Origin of the sequence: Rhodopseudomonas sp. NSM (assembly GCF_052445935.1) — a bacterium.
GTDB lineage: Bacteria > Pseudomonadota > Alphaproteobacteria > Rhizobiales > Xanthobacteraceae > Rhodopseudomonas.
The window spans coordinates 271,175-285,652 of the sequence record NZ_JBQTCH010000002.1 but is presented as its reverse complement, the minus strand read 5'-3'; the positions used below and the strand labels follow the sequence as shown (position 1 = coordinate 285,652).

Here is a 14,478-nt window from a genome sequence, read left to right as displayed (position 1 = left end):
GCCATGCTGGACGACAAGGACCGCATCTTCCGGAACCTGTACGGGCTCGACGATTGGGGCCTCAAGGGCGCGCGCCGTCGTGGCCAGTGGGAAGGCACCAAGGCGATCATCGACAAGGGGCGCGACTGGATCATCAGCGAGATGAAGGCGTCCGGCCTGCGCGGCCGCGGCGGCGCCGGCTTCCCGACAGGCCTGAAATGGTCGTTCATGCCGAAGGACAATGCCGACGGCCGGCCGAGCTACCTGGTCGTCAACGCCGACGAATCCGAGCCGGGCACCTGCAAGGACCGCGAAATCATGCGGCACGATCCGCATACGCTGGTCGAAGGCTGCCTGATCGCCGGCTGCGCGATGGGTGCTCATGTCGGCTACATCTATGTGCGCGGCGAGTTCATCCGCGAGCGCGAGCATCTGCAGGCGGCGATCGACCAGGCCTACGAGGCCAAGCTGATCGGCAAGGACAACGTCCACGGCTTTCCGTTCGATCTCTACGTCGCGCACGGCGCCGGCGCGTATATCTGCGGCGAAGAAACCGCGCTGCTCGAGAGCCTCGAAGGCAAGAAGGGCCAGCCCCGGCTGAAGCCGCCGTTCCCGGCCAATGTCGGCCTGTACGGCTGTCCGACCACGGTCAACAACGTCGAGTCGATCGCGGTGGCGCCGGACATCCTGCGTCGCGGCGCGTCGTGGTTTGCCGGCATCGGCCGCGCCAACAATGTCGGCACCAAGCTTTACGGCATCTCGGGCCACGTCAACACGCCCTGCGTCGTCGAAGAGGCGATGAGCATTCCGTTCCGCGAACTGATCGAGAAGCACGGCGGCGGCATCCGCGGCGGCTGGGACAACCTGCTGGCGATCATTCCCGGCGGCGCGTCGTGCCCGCTGATTCCGGCGGCGGACTGCGAAGAGCTGATCATGGATTTCGACGGCACCCGCGCGGTGAAGTCGAGCTTCGGCACCGCCGGCGTCATCGTGATGGACAAGTCCACCGACGTCGTCGCCGCGATCGCCCGCATCAGTTACTTCTTCAAGCACGAGAGCTGCGGCCAGTGCACGCCGTGCCGCGAGGGCACCGGCTGGATGTGGCGCGTGCTCGACCGGATGGTGCACGGCCGCGCCCACAAGCGCGAGATCGACATGCTGCTGGAAGTCACCAAGCAGGTCGAGGGCCACACGATCTGCGCGCTCGGCGACGCCGCGGCCTGGCCGATCCAGGGCCTGATCCGCGCCTTCCGCCCCGAGATCGAGCGCCGCATCGACGATTTCTCGCGCAAGGCCACGCTTGACGATCAGGGCGTGCTCGACCCGGCGCATATGGTCGCGGCGGAGTAGGGAGGCTGATGATGGCCGATGAGCCCGAAAATCTCGTGCTGACTTATTTGCGGAGAATGGACGCCAAGCTCGATCGCGTGATCGATGACGTCCATGGTCTCAAGGTGCGAATGACCGGAGTCGAGGAAGGTTTGGCGGGGGTCAACCGCCGGCTCGACCGTCTCGACGTTCGCGTCGATCGGATCGAGCGACGTCTTGAACTATCCGATCAACCACACTGATCGTTCGCCGACTATGAGAGTGACTGGAACGATATGATCAAGATCATCGTCGACGGCAAGGAAGTCGAGGTTCCGCCGGAATACACGCTGCTGCAGGCCTGCGAGTCCGCCGGCGCCGAGATTCCGCGGTTCTGTTATCACGAGCGGCTGTCGATCGCCGGCAATTGCCGGATGTGTCTGGTCGAGCTGAAGGGCACGCCGAAGCCGGTGGCGAGCTGCGCCTGGGGCGTGCGCGACTGCCGTCCGGGCCCGAACGGCGAGCCGCCGGAGATCAACACCAAATCGCCGATGGTGAAGAAGGCCCGCGAGGGCGTGATGGAATTCCTGCTGATCAACCATCCGCTGGATTGCCCGATCTGTGATCAGGGCGGCGAGTGCGACCTGCAGGACCAGGCGATGGGCTACGGCGTCGATACCAGCCGGTTCGCCGAGAACAAGCGCGCGGTCGAGGACAAGTATCTCGGCGTGCTGGTCAAGACCTCGATGAACCGCTGCATCCAGTGCACCCGCTGCGTGCGCTTCGCTGCCGAAGTCTGCGGCGTGCCGGAGATGGGCGCGACCGGCCGCGGCGAGGACATGGAGATCACCACCTATCTCGAAAGCGCGCTGACCTCGGAGCTGCAGGGCAATCTGGTCGATATCTGCCCGGTGGGCGCGCTGACCTCGAAGCCCTATGCGTTCGCGGCGCGGCCCTGGGAACTCGGCAAGACCCAGTCGGTCGACGTCATGGACGGTCTCGGCTCGGCGATCCGGGTCGACACCCGCGGCCGCGAGGTGATGCGGATCCTGCCGCGCGTCAACGAGGCGATCAACGAGGAGTGGATCTCCGACAAGACCCGCCACGTTGTCGACGGGCTGCGCACCCAGCGGCTCGACCGGCCCTATGTCCGTATCGACGGCAAGCTGCGTGCCGCGAGCTGGCCGGAAGCGTTCGGCGCGATCAAGGCGAAGCTCGCAGGCGTCGACAGCAAGAAGATCGGTGCGGTCGCCGGCGATCTCGCCGCGGTCGAGGAGATGTTCGCTCTCAAACAACTACTCGCGGCGCTCGGATCGTCGAACCTGGCGGCGCAGAACGTCGCGGCGTTTGATCCGAAGGCGGGGCGGGCGTCCTACATCTTCAATCCGACCATCGCCGGCATCGAGCAGGCCGACGCCCTGCTGATCATCGGCTCCAACCCGCGCAAGGAAGCGGCGATTCTCAACGCCCGAATCCGCAAGCGCTGGCGCGCCAGCGGCATGCCGGTCGGCGTGATCGGCGAGCAGGCCGACCTGACCTATCCGACCGAGTATCTCGGCGCCGGCGCCGAGACGCTGGCGGACGTCGCCTCCGGCAAGCATTCCTTCGCCGAGACGCTGAAGAACGCCAAGAACCCGGTCGTGCTGGTCGGCGCCGCGGCGACCTCGCGCCGCGACGGCGCGGCATTGCTGGCGGCGGCGGCCAAGCTCGCGGTCGATATCGGCGCGCTGACCGACGACTGGAACGGTTTCGCGGTGCTGCATCCGGCGGCGTCGAGCGTCGGTGCGCTGGACATCGGCTTCGTGCCGGGCACAGGCGGCCTGGACGCCGCGCAGATGACCACCGCCGGTGCGCTGGATGTGGTGTTCGCGCTCGGCGCGGATGAGGTGAAGCTGCCGGACGGCGCCTTCGTGGTCTATATCGGTACCCATGGCGACCGCGGCGCGCATCGCGCCGACGTCATCCTGCCGGGCGCGGCCTACACCGAAAAATCCGGCATCTACGTCAACACCGAAGGCCGTGTGCAGATCGCCAATCGCGCGGCGTTCCCGCCGGGCGATGCGCGCGAGGACTGGGCGATCATCCGCGCGCTGTCCGAGGCGCTGGGGCACAAGCTGCCCTACGATTCGCTGGCTGCGTTGCGCAAGGCAATGTTTGCCGCCGTGCCGCATCTGATGCGGGTCGACCAGATCGAGCCCGGCGACGCCGGCGCCGTGCGCGCGCTGGCCGCAGCCGGCGGCCGCGTCGACAAGGCGCCGATCAAGCCGGCGATTGCCGATTTCTACATGACGAACCCGATCGCGCGGGCATCCGCCGTGATGGCGGAGTGCTCCCGCCTCGCGTCGGGCCAGATGCTGACGGCGGCGGAGTAGGCGAGGCCCATGGCTGATTTCTTCATGACCAACCTGTGGCCGCTGATCATCGTGATCGGGCAGAGCGTGCTGCTGCTCGTGCTGCTGCTGATCTCGATCGCCTACATCCTGCTCGCCGACCGCAAGATCTGGGCCGCGGTGCAGATCCGGCGTGGCCCGAACGTGGTCGGGCCGTGGGGGCTGCTGCAATCCTTCGCCGACCTGCTGAAATTCGTCGTCAAGGAGCCGACGGTTCCGTCCGGCGCCAACAAGGGCGTGTTTCTGCTGGCGCCGCTGGTGACCTGCGTGCTGGCGCTGTCGGCCTGGGCGGTGATTCCGGTCAACGCCGGCTGGGTGATCGCCGACATCAATGTCGGCGTGCTGTACATCCTCGCGGTGTCGTCGTTGTCGGTCTACGGCATCATCATGGCCGGCTGGTCGTCGAACTCGAAATATCCGTTCCTGGCGGCGCTGCGCTCGGCGGCGCAGATGGTGTCCTACGAAGTCTCGATCGGCTTCGTGGTGATCTGCGTGCTGCTGTGCGTCGGCTCGCTCAACCTCACCGCGATCGTCGAGGCGCAGAACTCGCAATGGGGCATTCTCGGCTGGTACTGGCTGCCGCTGTTTCCGATGTTCGTGGTGTTCTACGTCTCGGCGCTGGCGGAAACCAACCGCCCGCCGTTCGACCTGGTCGAAGCCGAGTCCGAGCTGGTCGCCGGCTTCATGGTCGAATATTCGTCGACGCCGTATTTGCTGTTCATGCTCGGCGAATACGTCGCGATCGTCACGATGTGCGCGATGGGCACGATCCTGTTCCTCGGCGGCTGGCTGCCGCCGGTGCCTTACGCGCCGTTCACCTGGGTGCCGGGCATCGTCTGGTTCGCGCTCAAAGTCCTGTTCATGTTCTTCATGTTCGCGATGGCGAAGGCGATCGTGCCGCGCTACCGCTACGACCAGTTGATGCGTCTCGGCTGGAAGGTGTTCCTGCCGCTGTCGCTGGCGATGGTGGTGATCGTCGCCGCCGTCCTGCAATTCGCGGGGCTCGCGCCGAAATGAGGCCCTCATGAATATCAACGCAACCGCCCGCTCGCTGCTGCTGACGGAATTCGTATCGGCGTTCTTTCTCGCCATGCGCTATTTCTTCAAGCCGAAGCCGACGATCAATTATCCTTTCGAGAAGAATCCGATCTCGCCCCGCTTCCGCGGCGAGCACGCGCTGCGCCGCTATCCCAACGGCGAGGAGCGCTGCATCGCCTGCAAGCTGTGCGAGGCGATCTGCCCGGCGCAGGCGATCACCATCGAGGCCGGGCCGCGGCGCAACGACGGCACCCGCCGCACCGTGCGCTACGACATCGACATGGTGAAATGCATCTATTGCGGCCTGTGCCAGGAGGCCTGCCCGGTCGATGCCATCGTCGAGGGGCCGAACTTCGAATTCGCCACCGAGACCCGCGAAGAGCTGTATTACGACAAGGCTCGGCTGCTCGCGAACGGTGATCGTTGGGAGCGCGAGATCGCCAAGGCGATCGAACTCGACGCGCCGTACCGGTGAGCTGACGCCATGTCCATGCCTGTCCTGTTCTTCTATCTCTACGCCGGGGCCGCGATCGCCGCCGCGGTGATGGTGGTGTTCGCGCGAAATCCCGTGCATTCGGCGCTGTTCCTGATCCTGGTGTTCGTCAACGCCGCGGGCATGTTCGTGCTGATGGGCGCCGAATTCCTGGCGATGATCCTGATCGTGGTCTATGTCGGCGCGGTCGCCGTGCTGTTCCTGTTCGTGATCATGATGCTCGATGTCGACTTCAGCCGGCTGCGCGAGGGCTTCCTCGAATATCTGCCGTTCGGCCTGCTGATCGGCTTCATCTTCCTCGCCGAGCTGCTGCTGCTCGCCGGCGGCTGGGTGATCACCCCCACCGTCACCAAGACGATCACCGCGCCGATCCCGGCCGATGTCAGCAACACCGAGGCGCTCGGCCTGGTGCTGTACACGCGCTACATCCACTATTTCCAGATTTCGGGGGTGATCCTGCTGGTGGCGATGATCGGCGCGATCGTGCTGACGCTGCGCCACAAGAAGTCGGTGAAGCGGCAGAACATCGTCGAGCAGAATGCCCGGACCAAGGAGACCGCGATGGCGATCCGCCAGGTCAAGCCGGGGCAGGGCCTGTCCGACAGCGACTCCGCGGAGTGGGTGCGATGAACGAGATCGGTCTGGGTCACTTCCTGTCGGTCGCCGCGGTGCTGTTCACGCTCGGCATTCTCGGCATCTTCCTCAACCGCAAGAACGTCATCATCATCCTGATGTCGATCGAGCTGATCCTGCTCGCCGTCAACATCAACCTGGTGGCGTTCTCGATCTATCTCAACGACATCGTCGGGCAGGTGTTCGCGCTGCTGGTGCTGACCGTCGCCGCGGCCGAGGCCGCGATCGGCCTGGCGGTGTTGGTGGTGTTCTTCCGCAACCGCGGCACGATCGCGGTTGAAGATATCAACCTGATGAAGGGCTAGGGCATGATCGTCCATCAGGCGTCGCGGACCCGCGGCGTGACCCGGCTCCCAGCGAAGGCGCGCGCATGATCCAGGCTATCGTATTCCTGCCGCTGATCGGCGCGCTGATCGCCGCCGTCATTGCGCTCGCCGGCGCTCATGCCCGCAACCCGAGCGGCGACACCGTCGAGCACGGCGATCATGGTCACGGCCACGCCGCGCATGCCCACGATGCGCACGGCCACGCCGCGCATGAGGACGGCCACGACGATCACGGCCACGGCCCGGTCGAACCCGCGGCGTTCGGTTCACGCGCGACCGAGGTGATCACCACCGCGCTGCTGCTGATCTCCTGCGCGCTGTCCTGGGTGACGCTGGTCGACGTCGGCTTCATGCATCACGACGCCCGCGTCGCGCTGTTTCCGTGGATCAATTCCGGCGACCTGCAGGTCGCCTGGGCGTTGCGCGTCGACACTCTGACCGCGGTGATGCTGGTCGTGGTGACGACGGTGTCGTGCCTCGTCCATCTGTACTCGATCGGCTACATGCACGAGGACCCGCACCGGCCGCGGTTCTTCGGCTATCTGTCGCTGTTCACCTTCGCAATGCTGATGCTGGTGACCGCCGACAATCTTTTGCAGCTGTTCTTCGGCTGGGAAGGCGTCGGTCTGGCGAGCTATCTGCTGATCGGCTTCTGGTATCAGAAACCGTCCGCCAACGCCGCCGCGATCAAGGCCTTCGTCGTCAACCGCGTCGGCGATTTCGGCTTTCTGCTCGGCATCTTCACCGTCTTCGTGCTGGTCGGCTCGACCGATTTCGACACCATCTTCGCGGCTGCGCCCGGGCTCACCGGCAAGACCATCAACTTCTTCGGGTGGAACGCCGACGCGCTGACGCTGGCCTGCCTGCTGCTGTTCATGGGCGCGATGGGCAAGTCGGCGCAGTTCCTGTTGCACACCTGGCTGCCGGACGCGATGGAGGGCCCGACCCCGGTGTCGGCGCTGATTCACGCCGCCACCATGGTCACCGCCGGCGTCTTCATGGTGGCGCGGATGTCGCCGCTGTTCGAGCTGGCCCCGAACGCGCAGGCTTTCGTGATGCTGATCGGCGGCACCACTGCGTTGTTCGCGGCGACGATCGGTCTGGTGCAGAACGACATCAAGCGGATCGTGGCGTATTCGACCTGTTCGCAGCTCGGCTACATGTTCGTGGCGATGGGCGCGGGCGCCTATTCGGTCGGCATGTTCCACCTGTTCACGCACGCCTTCTTCAAGGCGCTGCTGTTTTTGGGCGCGGGCTCGGTGATCCACGCGATGCACCACGAGCAGGACATCCGCCACATGGGCGGGCTGAAGGACAAGATCCCGTTCACCTACATCGTGATGGTGATCGGAACGCTGGCGCTGACCGGCTTCCCGCTGACCGCCGGCTACTTCTCCAAGGACGCGATCATCGAGTCGGCCTACGTCTCGCACAATCCGATGGCGTTCTACGGCTTCCTGATGACCGTCGTCGCCGCGCTGCTGACGTCGTTCTATTCGTGGCGGCTGATCTTCAAGACCTTCCACGGCGAGCCGCACGACCAGAAGCACTATGACGCCGCGCACGAGAGCCCGCTGACGATGACGATCCCGCTGTTCGTCCTCGCGTTCGGCGCACTCGCCGCCGGCTATCCGTTCAAGGAGCTGTTCGCCGGCCACGGCGTCGAGGAGTTCTTCCGCGCATCGCTGAAGATGCATCCGGGCATCATCGAGGAGATGCACCACATCCCGGCCGGGATCGCCTATCTGCCGACGGTGATGATGGTGGTGGGCTTCCTGGTGTCGTGGATTTTCTACATCCGCCGGCCGTATCTGCCGGTCGAGCTCGCGACGCAGCATCCGCTGTTGTACAAGTTCCTGCTCAACAAGTGGTACTTCGACGAATTGTACGAGGTGATCTTCGTGCGGCCGGCGAAGTGGATCGGCCGGCAGCTCTGGAAGAAGGGCGACGGCATGCTGATCGACGGCCTCGGCCCCGACGGCGTCTCGGCCCGGGTGCTCGACGTCACCCGCGGCGTCGTCAAGCTGCAGTCGGGCTATCTCTATCACTACGCATTCGCGATGCTGATCGGCGTGGCCGGTCTGATCACCTGGTTCATGCTCGGCGGGGGAGGCCGTTAATGTCGGCTTCAATCATGACCTGGCCGGTGCTGTCGGTCGTCACCTTCCTGCCGTTGCTCGGCGCGGCGCTGGTCTATCTCGCCCGCGGCGACGACGAGGCGGCGCGCCGCAATGCGCGCTGGATCTCGCTGTGGACCACGCTGATCACCTTCGCGGTGTCGCTGATCCTGGTCTGGCGCTTCGACGCCGCCGACCCGGGCTTCCAGTTCGTCGAGAAGGCGCCCTGGCTCGGCGCCACCATCGGCTATCACATGGGTGTCGACGGCATTTCGCTGCCGTTCGTGATCCTGACCACCGCGCTGATGCCGTTCTGCATCCTCGCGAGCTGGAAGTCGATCACGGTGCGGGTGCGCGAATACATGATGGCGTTTCTGGTGCTGGAAACGCTGATGATCGGCACCTTCTCGGCGCTCGACCTGGTGCTGTTCTATCTGTTCTTCGAGGGCGGCCTGATCCCGATGTTCCTGATCATCGGCGTCTGGGGTGGTCCGCGCCGGGTCTACGCGTCGTTCAAGTTCTTCCTCTACACGCTGCTCGGCTCGGTGCTGATGCTGCTGGCGATCATGGCGCTGTACTGGACCGCCGGCACCACCGACATTCCGACGCTGATGAACACCGCGATCCCGCGCAACCTGCAGACCTGGGCGTGGCTGGCGTTCTTCGCATCCTTCGCGGTGAAGATGCCGATGTGGCCGGTGCACACCTGGCTGCCGGACGCGCATGTCGAGGCACCGACCGCGGGCTCGGTCGTGCTGGCGGCGATCATGCTGAAGATGGGCGGCTACGGCTTCCTGCGGTTCTCGCTGCCGATGTTCCCGGATGCCTCGGTGTATTTCGCGCCGCTGGTGTTCAGCCTGTCGGTGATTGCGATCGTCTACACCTCGCTGGTCGCGCTGATGCAGGAGGATATCAAGAAGCTGATCGCGTACTCCTCGGTCGCGCATATGGGCTTCGTCACCATGGGCATCTTCGCCGGCAACACCCAGGGCGTCGCCGGCAGCGTGTTCCAGATGATCTCGCACGGCATCGTCTCGGGTGCGCTGTTCCTCTGCGTCGGGGTGATCTACGACCGGATGCACACCCGCGAGATCGCGGCCTATGGCGGGCTCGTCAACCGGATGCCGATCTACGCCTTCGTGTTCCTGGTGTTCACCATGGCCAATGTCGGCCTGCCGGGCACCTCGGGATTCGTCGGCGAATTCATGACGCTGTTCGGCACCTTCCGGGTCAATATTCCGACCGCGACCATCGCCTCGCTCGGCGTGATCCTGTCGGCGGCCTATGCGCTGTGGCTCTACCGCAAGGTGGTGTTCGGCGCGCTGACCAAGCCGGCGCTGGCCGACATCAAGGACCTGACCTGGCGCGAGGGGATCATCCTGGCCCCGCTGGTGGTGCTGACCATCCTGTTCGGCTTCTATCCCAAGCCGGTGCTGGACATGTCGGCCGCATCGGTCCAGCAACTCGTCAACAATTACGCCGCCGCCGCGACTGCCGTGAAGGCAGCCGCGCTTCCGTAACCGGCAAGGACCGCACGCTATGAACTTCGAAACCGCCGGTTATTCGCTGCTGCCGATCATGCCGGAGCTCGTTCTGGTGATCGGCGCGATGCTGCTGCTGATGCTCGGCGCCTATCGCGGAGAGAAGACCACCGGCCTCGTCACCACGCTGGCGGTGCTGCTGCTGGTCGTGACCGGCGCGCTGGAGCTGATGCTGCCGGCCGGCAAGCTCGTGACCTTCGGCGGCAGCTTCATCGTCGACGATTTCGCCCGCTTCCTGAAGGTGCTGGCGCTGATCGGCTCGGCGGTGACGCTGATCCTGTCGGCCGAAATTCTCGCCAATCCGGCGCGTCGGATGTTCGAATATTCGATCCTGGTACTGTTGTCGTCGGTCGGCATGATGCTGCTGATCTCGGCCGGCGACCTGATCATGCTGTATCTCGGCCTCGAACTGATGAGTCTGGCGCTCTACGTCGTCGCCGCGAGCAATCGCGAGGACCCCAAGTCAAACGAAGCCGGCATGAAGTACTTCGTGCTCGGCGCGCTGTCGTCGGGCATGCTGCTGTACGGCTGCTCGCTGATCTACGGCTTCACCGGCACCGTTCAGTTCACCGGCATTGCCGCCGCGGCCAAGGACGGCAGTGTCGGGCTGGTGTTCGGTCTGGTCTTTCTGCTGGCCGGGCTGTGCTTCAAGGTGTCGGCGGTGCCGTTCCACATGTGGACGCCCGACGTCTACGAGGGCGCGCCGACCCCGGTGACGGCGTTCTTCGCCTCCGCCCCGAAGGTCGCGGGTCTGGCGGTGTTCACCCGTGTGACGCTGACGGCGTTTCCCGAGATCGTGCCGCAGTGGCAGCAGATCGTGGTGTTCGTCGCGATTGCCTCGATGGCGCTCGGCTCGTTCGCGGCGATCGGCCAGAAGAACATCAAGCGCCTGATGGCGTATTCGGCGATCGGCCATATCGGCTTCGCGCTGGTCGGGCTGTCGGCCGGCACCGTCGAGGGCGCGCAGGGCGTGATCATCTACATCTCGATCTATGTGGCCATGACGCTGGGTGCGTTCTCGGTGATCCTGGCGATGCGCCGCAACGGCCTGCATGTCGAGAACATCAGCGACTTCGCCGGCCTGTCGCGCACCAATCCGGCGCTGGCGTTCTTCTTCGCGATGCTGCTGTTTTCGATGGCCGGCATCCCGCCGCTCGCCGGCTTCTTCGCCAAGTTCTACGTGTTCATGGCGGCGATCAAGGCTGGGCTGTTCGCGCTCGCGGTGATCGGCGTCGTCACCAGCGTGGTCGGCGCCTATTATTATCTGCTGATCATCAAGGTGATGTATTTCGACGAGCCGGCGCCGGGCATCGACCGGGTGCGGCTCGAACTGCGCGGCGTGCTGGCGGTCGCCGGGCTGTTCAACATGCTGTTCTTCATCTATCCGGCGCCGCTGGTGAACGCGGCCACGGCGGCGGCAAAGTCGTTGTTCTAGGTGGCGTTCGCCCTCGGACCGAAGGCGCGCGCGGCCGGCGTTGGCCTGAAGGTTTTCGACGAGACCGGCTCCACCAACGCCGACGCGATGGCGTATGCCCGAGCGGGGGGGCGGACGCCCTGCTGGTTCGTGACGACGATGCAGACCGCGGGACGCGGTCGTCGCAATCGGGTCTGGGTGGCTCCGCGCGGCAATCTGGCGAGCTCCGTCTTCGAGAGCTTCAAGGTCACCCCTTCTGTCGCCGCAACCCTCGGCTTTGCTGCAGGCGTCGCGCTCGAGAAGGCATTGCGAGAGGTGAGCGTCGAGGCCGCAATGCGGTCGCCCACTTCCGCTGCGAATGATTATCGGCTGAAGTGGCCCAACGATATCCTGGCAGGCGGATCGAAGCTTGTCGGGATGAATCTCGAAGCCGAGACGTTGCCGGACGGGCGACTCGCCGTGGTGGTCGGGATGGGCACGAACGTGGTCGCTGCGCCGGAAGGTCTTCCGACGGCGGTGACATGCTTGAGCAAGCTCGGCGTGACCGCCAGCGCGGAAGACGTATTTGCGGCGCTGTCGGATTCGTGGCACGAGATGCGCGGCATCTGGGATGACGGGCGTGGTTTCGCCAAGATCCGCGATCTCTGGCTGGAACGGGCCGCCGGGCTCGGTCAGACGGTTTCCATCCGGTCGGGCTCGTCGGTGGTGACCGGGATATTCGACACCATCGATGAAACAGGCTGTATGGTCCTGATAACGTCCGATCGGAGACGCATTCCGATCGCGGCCGGCGACGTCTATTTCGGCGATGCGGCGTCAGCAAAGGCTGCAGACTAATGGCACGACCCGACGATCTGGTTTTTGCACCGCTTGGCGGTGTCGGCGAAATCGGCATGAATTTGTCGATCTACGGCCTCGGCAACCGCCAGCAGCGGAGCTGGCTGGCGGTCGACCTCGGCGTGTCGTTCGGCGACGAGGAGCATCTGCCCGGCATCGATCTGATCATGCCGGACATCCGCTTCCTCGAAAAAGAGAAGAAGAATCTGGTCGGGCTGGTGCTGACCCACGCCCACGAGGATCATTTCGGCGCCATCATCGATCTGTGGCCGAAGCTGCGCTGCCCGATCTACGCCACCAAGTTCAGCGCCTCGCTGTTCGCCGCGAAGCTCGCGGCGGAGCGTACCACGCTGAAGATTCCGATCACCGTGGTGCCGTCCGGCGGCCGCATCGATCTCGGCCCCTTCAACGTCGAGTTCATTCCGGTCGCGCATTCGATTCCGGAATCGCATGCGCTGGCGATCCGCACTTCGGCGGGCCTGGTGCTGCACACCGGCGACTGGAAGATCGATCCGACCCCCGTAGTCGGTCCACCGACCGACGAGAAGCGGCTGCGCGAACTCGGCGACGAGGGCGTGATGGCGCTGATCGGCGATTCCACCAACGCGGTGCGCGACGGCCATTCGCCCTCGGAGACCGAAGTGGGCGCGTCGCTCACCGGCCTGATCAAGGCCGCCAAGGGCCGCGTCGCGGTTACCACCTTCGCCTCCAATGTCGGCCGCATGCGCGCCGTCGCCGACGCCGCGAAGGCGGCGGGGCGGGAAGTGGTGCTGGTCGGTCGCGCGATGGATCGCGTCTCCCAGGTCGCGCGCGAGTGCGGCTATTTCGATGGCGTGCAGAGCTTTCGAGGCTCCGAATATTACGGGCATTTTCCGCCGGACAAGGTGCTGGCGCTGTGCACCGGCAGCCAGGGCGAGCCGCGTGCGGCGCTGGCGCGGATTGCGCGCGACGATCACCCCGACGTCACGCTGAACAAGGGCGACTGCGTGATCTTCTCGTCGCGCACCATTCCGGGCAACGAGAAGGCGGTCGGCGGCATCATCAACGGGCTGGTCAACCAGGGCATCGAGGTGATCACCGATCGCGACCATCTGGTGCACGTCTCCGGCCATCCGCGCCGCGAGGAGCTGCGCGAGCTGATCTCCTGGGTGCGGCCGCAATTGCTGATCCCGGTGCACGGCGAGGCGCTGCATCTGAACGAGCACGCCAAGCTGGCGCGGCAGATGGGCGTGCCCAAGGTGGTGGTCTGCCGCAACGGCGATCTGGTCCGGCTCGGGCCTGGCGATCCGGCGATCATCGACCAATTGCCGGCTGGCCGGCTGTACAAGGATGGGACCATCCTCGAGGAGGAGAAGTCGCGCGCGGTGGTCGAGCGCCGCAAGATGGCGTTCGCCGGCTGCGCCTTCGTGGCGCTGGCGCTGACCCAGACCGGCGACATGGTCGACGACCCGGAAGTCGAACTGATCGGCGTCCCGGAAAACAACAGCGCCGGCGAGCCGCTCGACGACATCGTGTTCGATGCCGTGGTCGCGACTGTCGAGGGTTTGCCGAAGGCGCGCCGTCGCGATCCGGATGCGGTCGCGGAATCGGTGCGGCGCACGGTTCGCTCGGTGGTGCAGCAGCACTGGGGCAAGAAGCCGCTGTGCTTCGTGCACGTGCTGAGGGTTTAGGGGCGTATAAGTAACAAGATCAAGGACGGAGGAAGTGTCATGCTGGGGCGGCTCAATCACGTGGCGATCGCGGTGAAGGATGCGGAGCAGGCGGCGAAGATCTACGGCGCCGCGTTCAACGCCGAGATTTCCGACGCGGTGCCGCTGCCGGATCACGGCGTCATCACCGTGTTCGTGACGCTGCCGAACACCAAGATCGAGTTCATCCAGCCGCTCGGCGAGGCATCGCCGATCGCCAAGTTTCTCGATCGCAATGCCGATGGCGGCATCCATCACGTCTGCTACGAAGTGCCGGACATTATCGCGGCGCGCGACACGTTGATCAAGGAAGGCGCCCGCGTGCTCGGCGACGGCCAGCCCAAGATCGGCGCGCACGGCAAGCCGGTGCTGTTCCTGCATCCGAAGGATTTCTCGGGCGCGCTGGTCGAAATCGAGCAGTCCTAGCCATGTTCAGTCAGATCGGCAGCCTGCTGGCGATCTATTTCGTGCTGTGGTGGGTCGTCTTTTTCGTGACGCTGCCGTTCGGCGTCCGCAATCGGTCCGAAAGCGGCGAGGTCGAGGACGACGTGCCCGGCGCCGATCCGGGCGCGCCGGTGGTGACGCTGCTGGCGCGCAAGGCGCTGTGGACCACCGTGATTTCGGCGGCGGTTTTCGCCGTCGCGCTGTATGCCTATCGCTCCGGATGGCTCGAGATCGAACGGTTGTCGAAGCTGCTGGGATTCCCGCTGTAGC

Annotated in this window: 14 protein-coding genes; all 14 read left to right on the top strand. The window is 65.2% G+C overall.

The window, feature by feature from the left end:
• The first annotated feature begins 3 nt into the window (after positions 1-3).
• On the top strand, positions 4-1,329 hold the full coding sequence (gene nuoF / locus ACTZWT_RS05615) for an NADH-quinone oxidoreductase subunit NuoF (protein ID WP_444768721.1): 1,326 nt from the start codon (positions 4-6) through the stop codon (positions 1,327-1,329).
• Positions 1,330-1,340: 11 nt separating this feature from the next.
• Positions 1,341-1,550, top strand: coding sequence for a hypothetical protein (locus ACTZWT_RS05610; RefSeq protein WP_444768720.1), 210 nt, complete (start codon positions 1,341-1,343; stop codon positions 1,548-1,550).
• Positions 1,551-1,583: 33 nt separating this feature from the next.
• The gene (nuoG, locus tag ACTZWT_RS05605) at positions 1,584-3,659 is read left to right on the top strand and encodes an NADH-quinone oxidoreductase subunit NuoG (RefSeq protein ID WP_444768719.1); all 2,076 of its coding nucleotides are present in this window, start codon (positions 1,584-1,586) and stop codon (positions 3,657-3,659) included.
• Positions 3,660-3,668: 9 nt separating this feature from the next.
• On the top strand, positions 3,669-4,694 hold the full coding sequence (gene nuoH, locus ACTZWT_RS05600; RefSeq protein ID WP_444768718.1) for an NADH-quinone oxidoreductase subunit NuoH: 1,026 nt from the start codon (positions 3,669-3,671) through the stop codon (positions 4,692-4,694).
• A gap of 7 nt (positions 4,695-4,701) precedes the next feature.
• The gene (nuoI, locus tag ACTZWT_RS05595) at positions 4,702-5,190 is read left to right on the top strand and encodes an NADH-quinone oxidoreductase subunit NuoI (RefSeq protein ID WP_444768717.1); all 489 of its coding nucleotides are present in this window, start codon (positions 4,702-4,704) and stop codon (positions 5,188-5,190) included.
• A gap of 9 nt (positions 5,191-5,199) precedes the next feature.
• Positions 5,200-5,838, top strand: coding sequence for an NADH-quinone oxidoreductase subunit J (locus ACTZWT_RS05590; protein ID WP_444768716.1), 639 nt, complete (start codon positions 5,200-5,202; stop codon positions 5,836-5,838).
• Complete coding sequence (nuoK, locus tag ACTZWT_RS05585) at positions 5,835-6,146, top strand: NADH-quinone oxidoreductase subunit NuoK (RefSeq protein ID WP_444768715.1); 312 nt, start codon at positions 5,835-5,837, stop codon at positions 6,144-6,146. The genes ACTZWT_RS05590 and nuoK overlap by 4 nt, the downstream gene beginning before the upstream one ends.
• Positions 6,147-6,211: 65 nt before the next feature.
• Complete coding sequence (nuoL, locus tag ACTZWT_RS05580; protein ID WP_444768714.1) at positions 6,212-8,287, top strand: NADH-quinone oxidoreductase subunit L; 2,076 nt, start codon at positions 6,212-6,214, stop codon at positions 8,285-8,287.
• Positions 8,287-9,804, top strand: a complete 1,518-nt coding sequence (locus ACTZWT_RS05575) for an NADH-quinone oxidoreductase subunit M (protein WP_444768713.1) — start codon at positions 8,287-8,289, stop codon at positions 9,802-9,804. The genes nuoL and ACTZWT_RS05575 overlap by 1 nt, the downstream gene beginning before the upstream one ends.
• A 19-nt stretch (positions 9,805-9,823) precedes the next feature.
• Entirely contained in the window at positions 9,824-11,260 is a 1,437-nt protein-coding gene (gene nuoN / locus ACTZWT_RS05570) for an NADH-quinone oxidoreductase subunit NuoN (RefSeq protein WP_444768712.1), read from the top strand.
• Positions 11,261-12,076, top strand: coding sequence for a biotin--[acetyl-CoA-carboxylase] ligase (locus ACTZWT_RS05565; protein WP_444768711.1), 816 nt, complete (start codon positions 11,261-11,263; stop codon positions 12,074-12,076).
• Positions 12,076-13,746: a ribonuclease J gene (locus tag ACTZWT_RS05560; protein WP_444768710.1), complete on the top strand. Its 1,671-nt coding sequence runs from the start codon at positions 12,076-12,078 to the stop codon at positions 13,744-13,746. Before ACTZWT_RS05565 ends, ACTZWT_RS05560 begins: the two co-directional genes overlap by 1 nt.
• 39 nt (positions 13,747-13,785) lie before the next feature.
• Positions 13,786-14,190 (top strand): methylmalonyl-CoA epimerase, encoded by a 405-nt coding sequence (gene mce / locus ACTZWT_RS05555; protein ID WP_322517258.1) that lies wholly within the window; start codon positions 13,786-13,788, stop codon positions 14,188-14,190.
• Between the two features lie 2 nt (positions 14,191-14,192).
• Positions 14,193-14,477, top strand: a complete 285-nt coding sequence (locus ACTZWT_RS05550) for a DUF1467 family protein (RefSeq protein WP_444768709.1) — start codon at positions 14,193-14,195, stop codon at positions 14,475-14,477.
• The last annotated feature ends 1 nt before the right edge of the window (position 14,478 follow it).

Coding starts and splice junctions, on each gene's coding strand:
- nuoN (WP_444768712.1), top strand. CDS start 9,824: ATGAACTTCGAAACCGCCGGTTATTCGCTGCTGCCGATCATGCCGGAG.
- nuoF (WP_444768721.1), top strand. CDS start 4: ATGCTGGACGACAAGGACCGCATCTTCCGGAACCTGTACGGGCTCGAC.
- nuoI (WP_444768717.1), top strand. CDS start 4,702: ATGAATATCAACGCAACCGCCCGCTCGCTGCTGCTGACGGAATTCGTA.
- nuoG (WP_444768719.1), top strand. CDS start 1,584: ATGATCAAGATCATCGTCGACGGCAAGGAAGTCGAGGTTCCGCCGGAA.
- ACTZWT_RS05560 (WP_444768710.1), top strand. CDS start 12,076: ATGGCACGACCCGACGATCTGGTTTTTGCACCGCTTGGCGGTGTCGGC.
- mce (WP_322517258.1), top strand. CDS start 13,786: ATGCTGGGGCGGCTCAATCACGTGGCGATCGCGGTGAAGGATGCGGAG.
- nuoK (WP_444768715.1), top strand. CDS start 5,835: ATGAACGAGATCGGTCTGGGTCACTTCCTGTCGGTCGCCGCGGTGCTG.
- ACTZWT_RS05575 (WP_444768713.1), top strand. CDS start 8,287: ATGTCGGCTTCAATCATGACCTGGCCGGTGCTGTCGGTCGTCACCTTC.
- ACTZWT_RS05610 (WP_444768720.1), top strand. CDS start 1,341: ATGGCCGATGAGCCCGAAAATCTCGTGCTGACTTATTTGCGGAGAATG.
- nuoL (WP_444768714.1), top strand. CDS start 6,212: ATGATCCAGGCTATCGTATTCCTGCCGCTGATCGGCGCGCTGATCGCC.
- ACTZWT_RS05550 (WP_444768709.1), top strand. CDS start 14,193: ATGTTCAGTCAGATCGGCAGCCTGCTGGCGATCTATTTCGTGCTGTGG.
- ACTZWT_RS05590 (WP_444768716.1), top strand. CDS start 5,200: ATGTCCATGCCTGTCCTGTTCTTCTATCTCTACGCCGGGGCCGCGATC.
- nuoH (WP_444768718.1), top strand. CDS start 3,669: ATGGCTGATTTCTTCATGACCAACCTGTGGCCGCTGATCATCGTGATC.